The organism is Nocardia rhizosphaerihabitans, assembly GCF_014646295.1.
GTDB classification, from domain to species: domain Bacteria; phylum Actinomycetota; class Actinomycetes; order Mycobacteriales; family Mycobacteriaceae; genus Nocardia; species Nocardia rhizosphaerihabitans.
The window spans coordinates 415758-433338 of sequence record NZ_BMNE01000001.1; the positions used below are offsets into that span (position 1 = coordinate 415758).

At 69.6% G+C, this 17581-nt stretch carries 20 protein-coding genes; 9 read left to right on the forward strand and 11 right to left on the reverse strand.

Annotation, left to right across the window (positions count from 1 at the left end):
* Positions 1-31: 31 nt before the first annotated feature.
* Positions 32-1048: an ABC transporter substrate-binding protein gene (locus IEY60_RS01880; RefSeq protein WP_189023119.1), complete on the forward strand. Its 1017-nt coding sequence runs from the start codon at positions 32-34 to the stop codon at positions 1046-1048.
* A gap of 10 nt (positions 1049-1058) precedes the next feature.
* Here the strand turns inward: IEY60_RS01880 and IEY60_RS01885 are convergent, their stop codons facing one another.
* The 3 genes from IEY60_RS01885 to IEY60_RS01895 are packed head-to-tail and all read right to left on the reverse strand — an operon-like array spanning position 1059 to position 3084.
* Positions 1059-2342 (reverse strand): ArsB/NhaD family transporter, encoded by a 1284-nt coding sequence (locus IEY60_RS01885; RefSeq protein ID WP_189023121.1) that lies wholly within the window; start codon positions 2340-2342, stop codon positions 1059-1061.
* Positions 2343-2352: 10 nt separating this feature from the next.
* A complete protein-coding gene (locus IEY60_RS01890) occupies positions 2353-2790 on the reverse strand; it encodes a CBS domain-containing protein (protein WP_229739481.1) in 438 nt (145 codons plus the stop codon).
* A 27-nt stretch (positions 2791-2817) separates the two neighbouring features.
* Positions 2818-3084, reverse strand: a complete 267-nt coding sequence (locus IEY60_RS01895; RefSeq protein WP_189023125.1) for a cation:proton antiporter regulatory subunit — start codon at positions 3082-3084, stop codon at positions 2818-2820.
* 181 nt (positions 3085-3265) lie between these two features.
* Here IEY60_RS01895 and IEY60_RS01900 point away from each other — a divergent pair, with 181 nt between their 5' ends.
* Together IEY60_RS01900 and IEY60_RS01905 are read left to right on the forward strand one after the other, a co-directional pair.
* Positions 3266-4252, forward strand: coding sequence for a sensor histidine kinase (locus IEY60_RS01900; protein ID WP_189023127.1), 987 nt, complete (start codon positions 3266-3268; stop codon positions 4250-4252).
* Positions 4249-4902, forward strand: a complete 654-nt coding sequence (locus IEY60_RS01905; RefSeq protein ID WP_189023129.1) for a response regulator — start codon at positions 4249-4251, stop codon at positions 4900-4902. The genes IEY60_RS01900 and IEY60_RS01905 overlap by 4 nt, the downstream gene beginning before the upstream one ends.
* A gap of 49 nt (positions 4903-4951) precedes the next feature.
* On the opposite strand, the gene IEY60_RS01910 is transcribed toward IEY60_RS01905, so the two are convergent.
* From IEY60_RS01910 to IEY60_RS01925, 4 genes are read right to left on the reverse strand one after another with little or no spacing between them, the layout of a single operon-like run.
* Positions 4952-6145, reverse strand: coding sequence for a cation:proton antiporter (locus tag IEY60_RS01910; RefSeq protein WP_189024779.1), 1194 nt, complete (start codon positions 6143-6145; stop codon positions 4952-4954).
* A 10-nt stretch (positions 6146-6155) separates the two neighbouring features.
* Entirely contained in the window at positions 6156-6638 is a 483-nt protein-coding gene (locus tag IEY60_RS01915) for a cation:proton antiporter regulatory subunit (RefSeq protein WP_189023131.1), read from the reverse strand.
* 60 nt (positions 6639-6698) lie between these two features.
* Positions 6699-7178 (reverse strand): cation:proton antiporter regulatory subunit, encoded by a 480-nt coding sequence (locus tag IEY60_RS01920; protein WP_189023133.1) that lies wholly within the window; start codon positions 7176-7178, stop codon positions 6699-6701.
* 60 nt (positions 7179-7238) lie between these two features.
* On the reverse strand, positions 7239-7769 hold the full coding sequence (locus tag IEY60_RS01925; RefSeq protein ID WP_189023135.1) for a pyridoxamine 5'-phosphate oxidase family protein: 531 nt from the start codon (positions 7767-7769) through the stop codon (positions 7239-7241).
* Between the two features lie 174 nt (positions 7770-7943).
* Here IEY60_RS01925 and IEY60_RS01930 point away from each other — a divergent pair, with 174 nt between their 5' ends.
* Complete coding sequence (locus IEY60_RS01930; RefSeq protein ID WP_189023137.1) at positions 7944-8279, forward strand: STAS domain-containing protein; 336 nt, start codon at positions 7944-7946, stop codon at positions 8277-8279.
* A gap of 63 nt (positions 8280-8342) precedes the next feature.
* Here the strand turns inward: IEY60_RS01930 and IEY60_RS01935 are convergent, their stop codons facing one another.
* The gene (locus tag IEY60_RS01935) at positions 8343-9380 is read right to left on the reverse strand and encodes an LLM class F420-dependent oxidoreductase (RefSeq protein WP_189023139.1); all 1038 of its coding nucleotides are present in this window, start codon (positions 9378-9380) and stop codon (positions 8343-8345) included.
* 151 nt (positions 9381-9531) lie between these two features.
* On the opposite strand from IEY60_RS01935, the gene IEY60_RS01940 reads away from it, so the two are divergent.
* From IEY60_RS01940 to IEY60_RS01950, 3 genes are all read left to right on the forward strand, one after another.
* The gene (locus IEY60_RS01940) at positions 9532-10191 is read left to right on the forward strand and encodes a cyclodeaminase/cyclohydrolase family protein (RefSeq protein WP_189023141.1); all 660 of its coding nucleotides are present in this window, start codon (positions 9532-9534) and stop codon (positions 10189-10191) included.
* 159 nt (positions 10192-10350) lie between these two features.
* On the forward strand, positions 10351-11103 hold the full coding sequence (locus tag IEY60_RS01945; protein WP_189023143.1) for a L,D-transpeptidase: 753 nt from the start codon (positions 10351-10353) through the stop codon (positions 11101-11103).
* A gap of 110 nt (positions 11104-11213) precedes the next feature.
* Positions 11214-12287 (forward strand): DUF8176 domain-containing protein, encoded by a 1074-nt coding sequence (locus tag IEY60_RS01950; protein WP_189023145.1) that lies wholly within the window; start codon positions 11214-11216, stop codon positions 12285-12287.
* A 28-nt stretch (positions 12288-12315) separates the two neighbouring features.
* Here the strand turns inward: IEY60_RS01950 and IEY60_RS01955 are convergent, their stop codons facing one another.
* On the reverse strand, positions 12316-13167 hold the full coding sequence (locus IEY60_RS01955) for a bifunctional 5,10-methylenetetrahydrofolate dehydrogenase/5,10-methenyltetrahydrofolate cyclohydrolase (protein ID WP_189023147.1): 852 nt from the start codon (positions 13165-13167) through the stop codon (positions 12316-12318).
* 171 nt (positions 13168-13338) lie between these two features.
* On the opposite strand from IEY60_RS01955, the gene IEY60_RS01960 reads away from it, so the two are divergent.
* The gene (locus tag IEY60_RS01960) at positions 13339-14211 is read left to right on the forward strand and encodes a YdcF family protein (RefSeq protein WP_189023149.1); all 873 of its coding nucleotides are present in this window, start codon (positions 13339-13341) and stop codon (positions 14209-14211) included.
* Between the two features lie 33 nt (positions 14212-14244).
* Complete coding sequence (locus tag IEY60_RS01965) at positions 14245-15048, forward strand: putative protein N(5)-glutamine methyltransferase (protein WP_189023151.1); 804 nt, start codon at positions 14245-14247, stop codon at positions 15046-15048.
* Between the two features lie 69 nt (positions 15049-15117).
* On the opposite strand, the gene IEY60_RS01970 is transcribed toward IEY60_RS01965, so the two are convergent.
* Complete coding sequence (locus IEY60_RS01970) at positions 15118-15945, reverse strand: SDR family NAD(P)-dependent oxidoreductase (protein ID WP_189023153.1); 828 nt, start codon at positions 15943-15945, stop codon at positions 15118-15120.
* A 35-nt stretch (positions 15946-15980) separates the two neighbouring features.
* Positions 15981-17555 (reverse strand): succinic semialdehyde dehydrogenase, encoded by a 1575-nt coding sequence (locus IEY60_RS01975; RefSeq protein WP_189023155.1) that lies wholly within the window; start codon positions 17553-17555, stop codon positions 15981-15983.
* Positions 17556-17581 lie beyond the last annotated feature (26 nt).

A 17581-nucleotide genomic window follows, 5' to 3' on the forward strand; every position in this document is an offset into this window, starting at 1 on the left:
GCCGCTTCCTCCGACCAGAAATGAGGACCTCATGTCCCTACGACGTCTCCGCACCCGCGGATTCGGCCGGGCAGGCGCCGTGGCCGCGGGCGCGCTCATCGCGCTCGGCACGCTCGTCGGCTGCGGTGCCGACACCGCGCAGACCGGTACCGCGAACACCGGCGCCGACGCGGCGAGCTTCCCGCGCACGCTCGACACCGTCATGGGGCAGGTGACCATCCCCCGCGCCCCACAACGCGTCGTCGTCCTCGACACCGCCGAACTCGACTCGACCACCCTGCTCGGGGTGACCCCGGTCGGCGCGGTCGTCCCGCACACCAAGACCGCCGGCGGGTTCCCCGACTACCTGAAGGCGGGCCTGGCCGACGTCACCGATGTCGGTCCGCTGCTCGAGCCGAACCTCGAGCGCATCGCCTCGCTGAAGCCCGATCTGATCCTGTCCTCGAAGATCCGGCACGAGAAGATCTACGACAAGCTCAGCGGCATCGCACCGACCGTGCTCACCGAAACCACCGGTGGCCCGTGGAAAGCCAACCTCGCCGTGCACGCGTCCGCGCTCGGCCTCGACCAGCGCGCCACCGACGCACTGCGCAAGTACGAGTCCCGCGCGCACGCGCTGGGTGAGCTGATCAAGGCCAAGCACAACGGCACCGCGCCGACCGCCTCGGTGGTCCGGTTCCTTGCCGGCCCGACCCGGCTGTACCTGACCCAGTCGTTCAGCGGCGTGGTCCTGGCCGATGTCGGCCTGAACCGCCCGGCCAACCAGATCTCGAGCGACCCCAAGAAGATCATGGTCGAGGTGAGTCCGGAGCAGATCGACAGCGCCGACGCCGACATGATCTTCGTCGCCACCATCGACGATCCGGGCAAGACGCCGAAGAACGCCGTCACGGGCAGCCCGGTGTGGCGCGATCTGGCCGCGGTCAAGGCCGGCACGGTGTTCGAGGTGCCGGACGAGACCTGGATGTCGGGTATCGGTGTGCAGGCGGCGCAGCGGATGCTGGCCGACATCGCGCAGGCGACCGGAGTGACGCTGCCCGCCGAGTGAGATCGCGGGGTCAGAAGTAGCGCAGCCACACATAGATCCAGGCCATCGTCGTGCTGACCACGGTGACCAGGATGCCGTACTTCGTGAACTGCCAGAAGGAGATCCGCTGCCCGGCGCGAGCGGCGATACCGAGGGCGACGACGTTCGCGCTGGCCGCGACCGCGGTGCCGTTGCCGCCGAAGTCGGCGCCGAGGGCGAAGGCCCACCACAGGGAGCGGCCGGTTTCCGGGTCGGGGGCGTCGGCGACGATGCCCTCGACCACCGGCGCCATGGTGGCCGTGTACGGGATGTTGTCGACGAACGCGCCGAGCAGCGCCGAGCCGAACACCAGCGCGGTGGCGGCGAGGAAGTAGTTGTCACCGACCACCTCGGTCGCGGCGGTGCCGATCGCGGCGATCACGCCGGTGTGGACCAGTCCCGCGACCATCACGAACAATCCCAGGAAGAACACCAGGGTCGGCCATTCCACCTCCTGCAGGATGTCGCCGACGTCGAGCCCGGAGACCAGCACCATGGTGCCCGCGCCGACCAAGGCGATCACCGACGGCGACACGTGCACGATGCCGTGCAGGCAGAATCCGACGATCACCCCGGCGAGCACGATCAGCGAGCGGACCAGCAGTGTCGGATCGCGGATCGCGCGACGCTCCTGCAAAGCCATCACCGCGTCGACCGATCCCGGCTCGGTGCGCAGGGCCGAGCAGAACAGCAGCCGGGTCATCAGGACGAACACGGCGAAGGTGAGCACGACGATCGGTGCCATGTGCACCAGGAAGTTGTTGAAGGTCAAGCCGGCGCGGCTGGCGATGATGATGTTGGGCGGATCGCCGATCAGCGTCGCCGCGCCACCGATATTGGCGGCGAGTACCTCGGCGATCAGGAACGGTTGCGCGGCGAGCCCGAGCCTGCGGCACACCACCACCGTCACCGGCGCCACCAGCATGATGATGGTGACGTTGTCGAGAAACGGCGAGGCCACCGCGGTGATCAGCATGAGCATCACCATCAGGCGATACGGCTTGCCGCGGGACCGCTTGGCCGACCAGATCGCCAGGTAGTCGAACAGGCCGGTCTGCTTGACGACGCCGACGATGATCATCATGCCGAGCAGCAGGAAGATGACGTTCCAGTCGATACCCTCGTGCGGAGAGAAGAACACCCGCTCGCCGGGGATCAGCCCGAATACCGCCATCAGGCCCGCCGCGATCAGCACGGTCTTGACCTTGTCGGCCTTCTCCGTGGCGATGAAGAAGAACGCGACCACGAAGATCAGCACGGCGAGGGCTGCGGCCATCGGTCCTGCCTCAGTCGCCGGGACCGGCGACGGCCAGGCTCGTCAGCAGCCGCTCCAGCGTGATCGCGCCGCGCAGGATGCGCGAGCGGTCGACCACGGCGATGAGCGGACTGTGCTTGCGCGCCATCAGGATCGCGATCTCTAGCAGCGTCGCGTCCGGGGTGACGGTGGCCGGGGAGACCGCGCCGTCGGGCAGGCAGTCACCGACGGTCAGGCTGCCCGGTTCCTGCCAGAACAGGTCGGCGTGCACCTCGTCGATCGTGCGGACCAGCGTCGGATCATTCTGGTAGGAGCCGGGAATCACCAGGCGCAGCACCTGGGTGCCGGGTAGCACGGCGACGGGCCGGTCGGCGTCGTCGACGACGATCAGGCCGGGCAGCCGGTTGACGACCATCAGCCGCACCGCCTTGGCGACCGGGTCGGTGGGCCGCACGGTCGGCAGGTTCATCGCGATATCCCTGGCGCGCATCGTGATTCATCCCCGATCGGTGAGGTGCTCGATGCGCTGCTCCAGCCGAGCGAGCCGGTCGCGGACGGAACTGCTGTGCAGGAGTTCGGCGATCTGATCGGCTTCGTCGGGCGTCAGGGCGATATCGGCGGCCGGTTCGTCGCTGCCCGCGGTGTAGGTGAGCAGGTGGCGGGTTCCCGTCGACTCGGTCAGCAGCGCGAAGCGGGTGCCGGCGCGGGTGCGGAAGTTGTGCAGCACGCCGGTGCCGGGGATCGTCGTGCGATCGGTGTCCATCGGAGAGCGAGTCCTTCCCGACGTGATCGAATGCGTCTACCCACCGAGTCTCGGTGGACGTGGCCGTCGCCACCATCGGCCGTGACACCCATTTCCCCCTGCTCAGGGGCAGGCGGGGAGAGTGCCGAATGGGTGCCGGACCCCATGGACACAGCGCAGGCGCACCAGCATGCTGGGTCGTATGAACCGTCTAGCAGCCCGGACACCGGTGACGGCCTTGTTCTGGCGGGTCTGCTTGCTCAACGGTGTCGTGTTCACCCTCGGCACGCTGGTCCTGGCGCTCTCCCCCGCCACCGTCTCCGCCAGGGTCCGGCTGACGGAGGTGCCCGTGCTGGTCATCGGGCTCGCGGTGATCCTCACCGCCAACGCGATCGCGCTGCGCACCAGCTTCGCGCCGCTCGACGAGCTCGTCGCCTCGATGCGCCGGGTCGACCCACCTAATCGGGCCGCCCGGCTGGACCGGCGCGCGAGCGGCGACTTCCATCACCTGATCGAGACGTTCAACGCCATGCTGGACCGGCTCGAAGCCGAACGCTCCGTCGCCGGCGCGACCGCGCTGGCCGCGCAGGAGGGCGAGCGGCAGCGCATCGCGCGCGAGCTGCACGACGAGATCGGGCAGAGCCTGACCGTGGCGCTGCTGCGGCTCAAACGGGTACTCGACCGTGCGCCCGCCGGTTTGCGCGAGGAGGTCGAGGAGGCGCAGGAAACGGTCCGCGGATGCCTCGACGAGGTCCGCGGGATCGCCGCACGCCTGCGGCCCGACGTGCTCGAAGATCTGGGGCTGCACAGTGCGATCAACGCGCTGTGTCACGAATTCACCCGCACCGCGGGCATACCCGTGCACCGTCGGCTCGACCCGGACATCGACCGGCTCGACCCGAATGTCGAACTCGTCTGCTACCGCATCGCGCAGGAGAGCCTGACGAACGTGCTGCGCCACGCGGGCGCCGACGAGGTGCACCTGGAGCTGACACCGCGCGCGGACACCGTGATCCTGCGGGTGTCCGACAACGGCCGCGGCGGCGTGCTCGAGAACGGGACCGGCATCCGTGGCATGCGTGAACGCGCCATGCTCATCGACGCGACGCTGACCATCACCTCCCCGATCGCGGGCGGCACCGCGGTCGAACTCGCGATTCCCGTGCGGCAGAACGGAGCACCGTCATGAGCGAGCCGACCCGGATCCTGCTGGCCGACGACCACGCCCTGGTCCGCAGCGGGCTGCGGATGATCCTGGACAACGAGCCGGATCTGCGCGTCGTCGCCGAGGCGGCCAACGGATACGACGCGGTGACCGCGCTGGCCGACGACCGGATCGATCTGGTGATCCTCGACATCGCCATGCCGCGGATGACCGGCATCCAGGCCGCCCGCGAGATCACCCGTACCCGGCCCGGGGTGCGCATCCTCATGCTCTCGATGTACGACAACGAGCAGTACTTCTTCGAATCGCTGAAAGCGGGCGCGTCGGGCTACGTGCTCAAATCGGTGGCCGACCGCGACCTCATCGAGGCGTGCCGGGCCACCATGCGCGGCGAGTCCTTCCTGTACCCGGGCGCGGTCACCGCCCTGGTCCGCGACTACCTCCAGCTGGTCAGGCAGGGTTCGGCGTTACCCGAGGCGATTCTGACTCCGCGCGAGGAGGAGGTGCTCAAGCTGATCGCCGAGGGCTGTTCGGCCCGCGATATCGCCACCACGCTGGTGATCAGCGCGAAGACCGTCGACCGGCATCGCGCCAACATCCTGCAGAAGCTGGGGCTGCGCGACCGGCTCGAACTCACCCGCTACGCGATCCGGACGGGGCTGATCGAGCCGTGAGAACGTCGACGGCCCCCGCGCCGGACGGCTGGGGGGCCGAGGACGTGCCTCACTCCGCGGTCGGGTCCACCGCGACGCGCTGCTTGCGGCCGACCGTGGCCCGCATGACCGGCTCGACCACGCGCGCCGCGATCGGGCCGATGATCGCCATCAGCAGCACATACGTGGTCGCCAGCGCGGCGAACCCGTCGGGCACCGCACCGGCGGCCACGGCCAGACCGGCGATGACGATCGAGAACTCGCCGCGGGCGACCAGCGCCGTGCCCGCCCTGGCCCGGCCGAGCTGGGACGCGCCCGCGCGTTTGGCAGCCCACCAGCCGGTGGCGATCTTGGTCGTGGTGGTGACCACGGCCAGCAGCACCGCCCAGCCCAGGACCGGCGGAATCGTGGCCGGATCGGTGCTCAGCCCGAACAGGACGAAGAACATCGCCGCGAACAGATCGCGCAGCGGTTCGAGGATCTTGGTCGCGTCGTGCGCGGTGGAATCGGAGATCGCGATGCCGAGCAGGAACGCGCCGACCGCCGCCGACACCTGCACCGCCGAGGCGACACCGGCCACCAGCAGCGCCGAACCGAGCAGCTTGAGCAGGAAGATCTCCCGATCCTCGCTGGCCACGATCGCCGAGACGTACTTGCCGTATCTCAGCGCGACGACGAGGACCACGGTCACCGCGACCAGCGCGATGCCGACGGTGGTCAACCCGGCCACGAAGCCGAGACCGGCCAGCACGGCGGTGAGCACCGGCAGATAGACCGCCATCGCCAGGTCCTCGAACACCAGGATCGACAGGACCACCGGGGTCTCCCGGTTACCCAGCCTGCCCAGGTCGTTGAGCACCTTCGCCACGATGCCGGAGGAGGAGATGTAGGTGACGCCCGCCATCGCGATCGCACCGGTCGGCCCCAGCCCCAGCATCAACGCCACGATGACGCCCGGTGTCGCGTTGAGCACCAGGTCGAGCAGGCCCGCCGTCCACGACTTGCGCATGCCGGTGACCAGTTCCCCCGCCGTGTACTCCAGGCCGAGCAACAGCAGCAGCAGGACGACGCCGATCTCGCTGGCGATGTGGATGAAGTCCTCCACCTCGTGCAGCTCGATCAGGCCGCCGGTCCCGAAGACCAAACCCCCGAGCAGGTAGAGCGGGATGGGTGAGAGGCCGACGCGGGCCGCGATTCGCCCGAGCACACCCAAACCGAAGAACACCGCCCCGAGCTGGATCAAAGCCAGCGCGGATCCACTGATCTGCACCGGCTCAGCCGTCGGTGAGGATCGCGGCGGCAGCGTCGAGTCCGGCGTGCGTGCCGACCACGACGACCATGTCACCGCCGAGGAACTCGAACTCCGGTCCCGGTGAGGCATGGACCTGCCCGGCCCGCAGTACGGCGACGATCGAGGCGCGGGTCCTGGTCCGCATCTCGGTCTCGCCGAGGCGCCGTCCGGCGTAGGCCGAGTTCGACGGCACCGGCATCGACCGCGTGCTCACCCCGTCGAGGTCGCGGTGTTCTTCGCGCAGCTGCGCGACCAGCTGGGGCGCGCCCAGCAAACCGGCCAGGGCACGGGCCTCGGTGCTCGACAGCGGAATCTGCACGGTGGCATCCGGGTCGCCGACCTTGGTGAAGATCAGATCGGTGCCACCGTCGCGATGGTCGACGACGCCGATGCGGCGGTCCACCTTCGTCAGCGAAAACTCTTTCCGGACACCGATTCCCGGCAGGGAAGTCACATCTACATTCATTGGATCACCTAACCTCAGCTAGGCAACACCTTACCTTCTCTTTACCATCCGCACGGCCGCTCAGCCCTGGTCGAGCAACCTTCCGGCGGCCTCGAGCCCCTCGTCGGTGCCGACGACGACGACGAGATCACCGGCGATGAAGGTGAAATCCGTTCCCGGCGAAGGGGTCACATCCCCCGCGCGGACCACCGCGACGACCGAGGCCTTGGTGCGGGTGCGCATCGCGGTGTCCCGCAACGGCCGACCGTCGAACGGGCTGCCGCGATCGATCGCGAACTGCCTGGTCGACAGCTCCCCGACGCCATGGACGTCCGCGGTCTTCTGCACCACCTGCGGCGCACCGAGCAGCCCGGCCAGCACGCCGATCTCGGTGCTGGACAAGGGAATCGACGTGGTCGTGTCGTAGTCCCCCGCCCGCGAGACGACCAGATCGACGCTGCCGTCCCGGTGTTCGATCACGCCGATCCGGCGACGCGCCTGCGCCAGCGGGAAGTCCTTGCACACGCCGATCCCCGGTAATGGCGTCACATCGATGTTCACGCCCTCACAGTACGACGACTTCCGGATAACACCAGCCGTTGCCCCCGTCGGCAGTACAGCTCACGACGGCTGTGTGAACCGCCAGCGGGTGGCGCCGTGCGGATCGGTCAGGGCGACGCCGACCGCGGCGTGGACGGTGAAGCGGTAGAGGTGCCAGGGGGCCGGGCCCGCGCTCTGGGCGCTGAAGGGGGCGGTGACCGCGTCGCCCTCCCGTTCGGCGGGCCAGCCGGTGGCTCGGTAGTCGGCGGTGACCAGATCGATCTCGGCGTGGTCGGTGGTGCGGACCGCTGTGCCTTCGAAGACGAGGTCGACGTCGTCGGGGAAGCGGAACGACAGCGTGCATGCCGGGTTCGCGGCCAGGTACCGGGACTTGTGGGTGCCCGGGCCGCTGGTGAAGTAGAAATGCTCGCCGACGAGGGTCGCGCCGATGCCTGCCGAATGGGGTCGGCCGTCCGGGCCGACGGTGCCGAGGAACTGGGCGGTCTCCAGGGCGGCGAGGCCGTTCTCGATGGCGGCGCGCGCCCGGCTCCAGGGCAGCTGGTCGGTGCCGTAGATGTTGAGGTCGGTCGCGTCGACGGGATCGGGCAGCATCGGTACTCCCTTGACAAAGGCGCTGGCCCGGCGGGTCAACGGAGGACTCACACAGGTTTTCCAGTATAGGTGCGACCGGGTCGGCACCGGCAATGGCTTGCGTATTCGGGCGAAGTTGTGTGTTGTTGAGTCGTGACCAACTCATCCGGAGACGCGTATCCACTCACGGACACGATGACCACCACGACGGCGGTACACGACGGCGTCACGGTGCTGACGGTGACCGGCGAGGTCGACCTGGCGACCGCACCCGCGCTCGATGCCACGATCGAGGCCATCCTGGCCGACAAACCGGCAACGCTGGTGATCGACCTGACCGCGGTCGGGTTCCTGGCCTCGGCGGGCATGGCGACCCTGGTCGCCGCGCATCAGCGGGCAGGCCAGACGACAGCGATCGCGATCGTCGCCGACGGGCCTGCCACCAGCCGTCAGCTGAAGATGACGAGCCTGGACCAGGTGTTCGCCATGCACACCACGCTGGCCGCCGCCTTGGCGTCGTTCACGTCCTGACCCCAGAAGAACGCGCCGCCGCCCGGAGAGTTCTCCGGGCGGCGGCGCGTTGTCGTCGGCAGGTCAGCAGAGCGCGCGCAGCTGCTCGATCAGCTTGACCCGGCCCGCGGCGTTCTCGGCGAGCGGCGTGACGTTCAGCGTGGTGACGCCCGCCTCGGCCATGGCCGCGATGCGGTCCTTGACGAAGCCCTCCGGGCCGATCAGCGACACGTCGCGGACCAGGTCGTCGGGCACGGCCTGCGCGGCGGCCTGCTTGTCACCGGCCAGGTACAGCTCCTGGATGCGGTCGGCGGCCTCGCCGTAGCCGTACTTGGTGGCCAGCGTGTGATAGAAGTTCTTGCCCTTGGCGCCCATGCCGCCGATGTAGAGCGCAAGGTGCGGCTTCACGAAGTCCAGCAGCGGGGTGACGTTCTCGCCGATCGCGAGCGGCGGGCCGGCGAAGATCTCGAGCTCGCCCAGCGACGGGTCGCGCTTGGCCTTGCCCGCGGCCAGCGCGTCGCCCCAGACATCCTTGGCCTTCTCGGGCAGGAAGAAGATCGGCTGCCAGCCCTCGGCGAGCTCGGCGGCCAGCTCGACGTTCTTCGGGCCGAGCGCGGCGAGCAGCACCGGAATGCGTTCGCGCACGGGGTGATTGATCAGTTTGAGCTCTTTACCCAGCCCGGTGCCGCGGTCGGCGGGCAGCGGGATCTGGTAGTACTTGCCCTGGTAGTTGAGCTTCTCGCGGCGCCAGACCTTCCGGCAGATCTCGACGAGCTCGCGGGTGCGGCCGATCGGGGCGTCGTAGGGCACGCCGTGGAAGCCCTCGATGACCTGCGGGCCGGACGCGCCGATACCGAGGATGAAGCGGCCGTCGGAGACGAAGTCGAGGCCAGCCGCGGTCATCGCGGTGAGGCTGGGGGTACGGGTGTAGAGCTGCAGGATGCCCGAGGCCAGCTGCACCCGCTCGGTGCGGGCGGCCAGGAAGCCCAGGGCGCTGACCGCGTCGAACGAGTACGCCTCCGGCACGAAGACGATGTCGAGGCCGGCCCGTTCCAGGTCGGCGACCTCGGCCGCGACCTCCTTGAAGCCGCCCGAGTAGTTGATGCTCAATCCGATCCGCATGACACCCAACATAGCCCCGGCGCACACAGCGACCCCGACCGGTCGGTCTGTCGACGCAGGTGCTGGTCGGGCGGGGTGTTCCGGTCGCCACGCGGTAGCGTTAAAGGCGAGTACCACCGCAGTTCTCGCCGCATCGAAAGGTCACCACGTCGTGTCGCAGCCCACCGCCTCGCCGCAGCAGATCGCCCCTTCGTTCGGGTCGGTGACCCTGGAGCACTATCTGTCGGAGCTGGGCGCCAAGGTGCCCGCACCGGGCGGCGGGGCCGTGGCTGCCCTGCACGCGGCCCAGGCCGCGGCGCTGGTCGCGATGGTCGCGCGCTACACCACCCGCGCCAAGGATGCCGTGCACCGGCCGATCGTCGACCGGATCATCGAGGCCGCCGATGCCGCCCAGGCGCGGTCGCTGGCGCTGGCCGATGCCGACGCCGCCGCGTTCACCGCCGTCGGCGCCGCCTACAAGCTGCCCAAGGACACCGACGACGAGATCGCCGCTCGCACCGAGGCGATCAATGCCGCGCTCGTCGAGGCGGCGCGGGTGCCCGCCGCGGTGGTCGACGAGGCCGACGAGATCCTGTCGCTGGCCGCCGAACTCCTGCCGATCGGTAATCCCAACGTGGTCACCGACATCGGCGCCGCCGCCGATGCCGCCCGCGCGGCGGCCATGAGCTCGCAGCTCAATATCGAGATCAATGTCGGCTCGCTGCCCGCGGCGCTGGGCGACGCGTTCGCCGCGGCCCTGCTGCGCGTCGACACGATCGCCGCCCGGGCCGATGCCCTGCACGCCGATGTCCTGCACGCGGTACGCAGCTGAACGACGTCGATCCGGGAACGATTTCCCGAGTTCCGCACCAGCGCAAACACAAGACGACACACCGTAAGACCTGTCGGCCGTTACCACTTCGATAGGTCTAGTTGATCATGGCGGCCTAGACTTGGAATCCGCCTACGAGTGACTGAAGGGGTGGCGTTTATGAGAAACGCACTTCGTTTCCTGTTCGTCGCGGCCATGGCGGCCCTGCTGGCCGCATTCTGGTCCGGTTCCGCATCGGCGGCTCTGATCAGCGGAACTCCGACCGCGACGGTCACCGCGATATCACCGGCGAACGGACAGGTCGTCGGCGTCGCCGCGCCGGTCACGTTCACCTTCGCGGCGCCGGTCGCCGACCGCGCGAGCGCCGAACGCGCCGCCGCGATCCGGTCCACCGACGCGCTGCCCGGCACCTTCGCCTGGGTCGACGACACCCAGTTGCGCTGGACACCTACCGGCACGCTGCCCGCGAGCTCACCGATCTCGGTGCAATTCGGCAACCAGCGCACCGAGTTCCAGACCAACCAGGGTGTCTACGCCGAAGCGAACCTGTCGTCGCACCGGTTCATCGTCAGCATGGGCGGACAGGTCGTCCGCGACATGCCCGCGTCCATGGGCAAGCCCGGTTTCGAAACGCCGACGGGCAATTTCACGGTGCTGGAGAAGTTCCGGTCGGTGGTCTTCGACTCGCGCACCATCGGCATCCCACTCGACGACCCCGAGGGCTACATCATCGACGGCGAGTGGGCCGAAAGGCTCACCTGGGGTGGCGTATTCGTGCACTCCGCACCGTGGTCGGTGGACTCGCAGGGCTATGCCAACGTGAGCCACGGATGCATCAATCTCGCCCCCGGCGACGCGGCCTGGTACTACGAAAATGTCGGCATCGGTGACCCGGTCTACATTCACTGGTGAGTAATTCCCTCGTGGCATTCGGCGTTCCCACCGTCAGCGCAGTATCGTGCCCGTAACGAAATCGTTGCGGGACGGAACCTGACGGCGACTCCCCTGATGAAGGTGGGGCGATGGATCGACCGGATGCACACAGACCGACCGGGGCTCGACAGCACGACCCCGGTTCGGCCGGTGATCCGTTCACTGCTGCCACGCCGTGGCGGCCCGGTCGTGACCGGGGGGCGCCGCGGCCGCGCAGGCTGACCGAAACGTCTGGTCCGCAGCCGGTGACCGGCCCGCGGCACCGGATCGAGGGGCCTGCGACCCCGGCGGGCATTCCGGTGATCTCCCTGTCCGCGGCGCACGCGCCGGAGCGGACCGGGCAGTTCGCTGCCGTGCACAGTCTCGCCCCGGCGGACAATTACGCCACCGATCGGCTGCCCATCGTCGGCGGACCTTTCGATCCTGGTGCGCGCCACGCACTTCCGGATCCGCCGCAGGCGAGACCCGAACCCGACAACGGGCCGACCACCGACAAACTGCCGATCCTGGCCCCCGCGCCCGAAGGCACCTGGGTGGACTGGGTCACGGCCGACCAGGAACCGCGGCCGACACCCGACTATTCCGGTGACGACGAGGTCTTCGCGCGGATGATCGACCGTGCCCGGCGCAAGCGACGCCCGCCGCGCTGGGCGGCGCCGCTGGCCGCCTCGGTAGCCGGCGCGCTGCTGATCGGCGGCGGCTACTACCAATTGCGCGGTCCCGCACCGGAATCCGCGGCCGCGAGCACCGTGCTCGAGCCCGCACCAGCGAGTGCGGCTCCGGTCGCCGGTGACTGTCCCCCCGAACAGGTCGGCAGCAAGATCCAGGGCAACGGTCCCGGCGGCACCGAGAACGGCGTCGCGGCCATCCTCGCGTTCCAGCACGCGTATTACGTTGCGCGCTCCGGCGATCAGGCCCGGACACTCGTATCCGGCGATGCGGCACTGCCGTCCGGCGCGGAGATCCAGGCAGGCATCGACACCATCCCGGTGGGCACCACCCACTGCCTGTCGATCACGCCTTCGGCGTTCGCCGGACAGTACTTCGTGGTGATCACCGAGTTCCGGCCCGACTCGGCGCCGATCATCTACAACCCGCAGCTGGTCGGCACCGCCAAGGTCGGCGGGAAGACATTGATCACCTCGATCGGGCCGGTGCGCTAGACCCGATCGAGGCCGACTCGAAACCTGCTCAGGCGCGGGCCTTCTCGGCCGCCACGACCACGTGGCGCATCAGCAGCGCGGTGGTCACCGGGCCGACGCCGCCGGGGACGGGGCTCAGCGCCGCCGCCTTGCCGTCGACCGAAGCCGCGTCCACGTCGCCGACGATGCCACCGTCGGCGGCCTCGTTGGTGCCGACGTCGATCACGACGGCGCCGTCACCGATGTGCTTGCCGGTGACCAGCCCGATCCGGCCCGCGGCGGCGACGACGATGTCGGCGGGGGTGGTGACCGCGGCCAGGTCGGCGGTGCGCGAGTGCGCGACGGTGACGGTGGCGTTCTCGGCCAGCAGCAGCTGGGCCAGGGGCTTGCCGACGATGTTGGAGCGGCCGACGACGGTCACCAGGCGGCCCTGCAGCGCGATGCCGTGATGCTTCAGCAACTCGACCACGGCCTCGGAGGTGGCGGGAACGAAGCCGTCCAGGCCGGAGGCGAGCAGGCCGAGGGACAGCGGGCTGACGCCGTCGACGTCCTTGCTCGCCGCGATCGCCGAGCTCACGTCGTCGAGGCTGACGCCTGCGGGCAGCGGGGTCTGCAGCATGATCGCGTCGGTGGCGGGGTCGGCGCTGCGCGCGGTCAGCTCGGCGCGGATCGTCTCCGCGCTCGCGTCGGCGCCGAGATCGATGCGCTCGCACGCGATCCCGAGCCGTTCGGCGGCCTTGCGCAGGGAGCTCACGTACCAGGCGCTGGCCGGGTCGTCGTTGGCCACGATCAGCGCCAGCGTCGGCGCGGTGCCCGCGGCGGTGAGCGCGGCTGCGCGCTCCTTCGTGTCGGCGTTGATGGCGGCGGCGAGTTCCTTGCCGGTCAGCGAAGCGGTATCCACGGTGGGTCAGCTTATCCGCCGTTACCCCCTGCGCGGTCCACCGGGCGGCGACGCGCGGAACGTCGTCGGGATCCGGGGTGCCCGCCGCACGCGGTCGTAGGGTGTCGGCAGCTCTGCCAGCAGCTTTACCAGCACGTGCCGAAACCGTTCGCGGGAAGGGTGTCGACTGTCGTGAAGATCTCGAGGCATTGGAAACAGGTGGCTGCCGCGGTCGCCGCGGTCGCCGCGGTCACGAGCGCCACCATCGGCCCCGCCGCGGCCGAAGCGGACGTGACCGCGCTCTACAACTCCGCGCAGCGGCATTTCACCGACGGTGACGATGCCGCGGGCCGCGCCGACCTGCGCGCCCTCATCGCCGCCGACCCGAACGACGCCGACGCCCTCGCGCTGCAGGCCATCTGGTCGCACTACGCGGGCGACCACGCCGGGGTCGGCGAGGCGATGGCCCGGCTCGGCGCGGTCGACGCCGGCATGGCCGCGGGCACCGCCAACGTGCTGCGCGCGGTCACCGCGGCGGCGTCGACGCTGCCCAACCCGCTGCCGGCGCTGGTCGGTCCGCAGACCGGGATCGTGGTCCTCGGCTACGGGCTGCTGCCCGACGGCGCGCTGCGGCCGGAGCTGGAGAACCGGCTCACCGCGGCCTGGGTCCAGGCCGTCGCGGCGCCGCTCTCGCCGGTGATCGTCACCGGCGGCAATCCGCAGAACGGGATCTCCGAGGCGGAGGCGATGCGGCACTGGCTGGTCGGGCGTGGTCTGCCGAGCGCGCGGATCTACGTGGAGGACCGGGCGGGGTCGACGGTGCAGAACGCGCTGTTCAGCTCCCGCATGCTGCGTGAACTCGGCGCGACCGGTGCCGTGGTGGTGACCTCGCCGAACCACATCCGGCGCGCGGTAGCCGACTTCATCGTGGCCGGTACGCATGTCGTCGGGGCGATGACCTCGCTCGAACAGCTGGTCTCGGAGCTGCCGCCGCCTGCCAGGGCCGCGCAGCGCGGGATCTACCTGGACGCCACCCGCACGTTCCAGCTCGACAGCGCACGCTGATAAATCGGTTGTCCGCTCAGGGACAATCGCTGCATGAGTGTTTCCGACCCCGCCGACGTGATCGTCGCGCTGCGTGCCGCAGGGTGTGTCTTCGCCGAGGACGAGGCCGCCCTGTTGCTGGCGGCCGCCGCCGGGGACGCGGCCCGCCTCGACGCGCTCGTCGCACAGCGTGTCGCGGGGACACCTCTGGAATATCTGCTCGGCTGGGTCGAATTCCGCGGGGTACGGGTCGGCGTGCGGCCCGGCGTTTTCGTACCGCGGCAGCGCACCGCGTTCCTGGTCGAGCAGGCGGTGGCCGGGGTCGCGCCGGGGACGGCCCAGGCATGCGTGGTCGATCTGTGTTGTGGCTGTGGGGCGCTCGGGTTGACCGCGGCCACCGAACTCACCGCCCGCGGCTGCGCTGTGGAGCTGGTCGCCGCCGATATCGATCCGGTGGCCGTCGCCTGCGCGCGGGAGAATCTGGCGCCGTTGAGCGCGCCGGTGTTCGGTGGTGATCTGTTCGACGCGCTGCCCGGCGATCTGCGGGGGCGCATCGATGTGCTGCTGGCGAATACGCCGTATGTACCGAGCGAGCGGGTCGCCGATATGCCGCCGGAGGCGCGCGAGCACGAACCGCTCGTTGCACTCGACGGCGGCGCGGACGGGCTCGACGTGTTCCGGCGGGTCGCCGAGGGCGCGGCGAGCTGGCTGGCGCCGGGCGGGACGGTGCTGGTGGAAACCTCGACGGGACAGGTCGACACGGCGTGTGCGGTGCTCGCCGAGCGTGGTCTCGTGCCGCGGGTCGAGCACTCCGAGGAGTACTACGCCACCGTCGTCCTCGGTATCCGCTCGAGGTAGCGGAACGACGATGTCCCCGCCGACAACCGCATCCGCGGCCGGTCGACGGGGGCATCCCCCACCCGGTGCCTACTTGCGTCCGGTGAACTGATCCATCGAGTGGTACACGCCCACCGCGTTGAGGTAGAAGTCGCGCACCTTGATCGGCAGCAGACCCGTCAGCGCGCGGTTCATCCGCGAGGTCCACGGCAGTACCACCAGGGCGCCACCGTTCTTCATCTCCCGCCACGAGGTCTCGACGACCTCGTTCTGCTCGAGCATCGGCGTGAACAGGATGCCCTTGGCGCCGTCGAACATGCCGGTGTTGATGTAGGTCGGGCAGACGGTGGTGAACTTGACGTGGTCGTGGCCCGCCTGCTCGAGCTCCAGGCGCACCGAGTCCGACCAGCCCAGCGCCGCCCACTTCGACGCCGCGTAGACGGCCATGCGCGGGTTGGCGACCAGACCGGCCGAGGACGCGATGTTGAGCACCCGCGCCTGTCCGGCACCGGCGACCATGCCCGGCAGGAACTCCAGGGCGATGTACATCGGGGCCAGCGAGTTGATCGCCATGGTCATGTCGATGTCAGCGCGGTTCTCGGTTTCCCAGAAGTAGGTGTTACCGCGCACGATTCCGGCGTTGTTGACCAGGATGTCGATCCCGCCGATCTCGTTGCGCACCGCGTCGGCGGTCTCGCGGATCGAGTCCTGCGAGGACACGTCGACGACGTAGGAGTGCACCTTGCCGCCCTGGGCGGTCAGCTGCGCCGCGGTCTCGCGCAGGGCGATCTCGTTGACGTCCCACAGCACCACCGCGTCGGCGCCCTCGCGGACCGCCGTCTCGGCGAACAACTTGCCAAGGCCCATGGCGGCGCCGGTGACCAGCACCCGCTTGCCCGCGACCGTCTCCAGTTTCATGTAATGCCTACCCCTGCTTCGTTTCCTGCTTGCCGCTACTTCTGGCGTAGCGTCTTCATGACGCCGAAGACCAGCGTCATCGTCTTGGCCCACATCTGCTCGGACATGCCGGGCAGCGGCGCGATCGGCAGCACCCGCTGGACGGCGATGGTCTGGGTGTCGATGTACTTCAGCAGCCCCTCGGGACCGTGGCGACGGCCCTGACCGGAGATGCCGAGGCCACCCGAGGGCGCGTCGACGCTGCCCCAGGCGGCGCTGAAGCCCTCGTTGACGTTCACCGAACCGGCGTTGATCCGTGCGGCCACCGCCTTGCCGCGCTCGGCGTCCTTGCTCCACACGCTGGCGTTGAGGCCGTAGGCGGTGTCGTTGGCGGCCTCGATGGCTGCCTCGTCGGAGTCGACCTTGTACACCGACACGACGGGGCCGAAGGTCTCCTCGCGGTAGACCGTCATGCCGGGCGCCACGTCGGCGAGCACGGTGGGCTCGTAGAAGTACGGGCCGAGGTCGGGACGGGCGCGGCCACCGGCGAGCACCTTGGCGCCCTTGGCGACGGCGTCGTCGACGTGCGCGGTGACGGTATCGAGCTGACGCTGGAAGGTCAGCGAGCCCATGTCCTTGCTGTAGTCGAGGTCGCCGCCGAGGGTCATGTTCTTGACGTTGCCGACGAACTCGGCGACGAACTGGTCGTAGACCGAGGCGTCGACATAGATGCGTTCCATCGACTCGCACAGCTGACCGGCCGAGGAGTAGCAGGCGCGCACGGCCAGCTTGGCGGCCTTGGAGACATCGGCGTCGGCGAGCACGAGCAGCGGGTTCTTGCCGCCGAGCTCGAGCGAGTAGCCGATCAGGCGCTCACCGGCCTGCTGGGCGATGGTGCGGCCGGTGGCGCTGGAACCGGTGTAGTCGACGTAATCGGCGCGCGCGATCACGTCGCCACCGATCTCGCGGCCACGGCCGAGCACGGCCTGCCACAGGCCGCGCGGCAGACCGGCGCGCTCGGCGGCGTCGATGGCCCACAGAGCCGACAGCGCGGTCTGGTTGTCCGGGCGGGCGATGACGGCATTACCCGCGACCAGGGCGGGCAGCGCGTCGGAGGCCGACAGCGCGAGCGGGTAGTTCCACGGCGAGATGACCGCGACGACGCCCTTGGGGCGGTGACGCACGTCGACCGAGGTGAGCACCGGCAGCACGCCGCGGGGCTTGCGGTCGGCGAGCAGCTTGGGCGCGACGGCGGCGTAGTAGCGCGAGTTCAGCGCGACGTCGGCGACCTCGTCGAACGCGTGCGGGCGCGACTTGCCGGTCTCGGTCTGCACGATGTCGAGGATCGTGTCCTGCTCGGCCAGCACGATGTCGTGGAAGCGGCGCACGATCTCCACGCGCTGCTTGACCGGCACCTTGGCCCAGTCGCGCTGCGCGTGGCGGGCCACGGCGAAGGCACGGTCGATGTCGGCGATCGAGGACTGCGGCAGGTCGCCGATCTTGTGTCCGGTGGCCGGGGCGAAGACCGGCACCGACGCGGCGCCACCTGCCACCGCACGGTCGAACAGGGGCTTGACCAGCGCGGTCGGCAGCGCGGTTGGTTCGGCGGTCAGCTCGGGGGCTGTCGTCATTGTCGGCCCTTCTCCTCAACAGATGG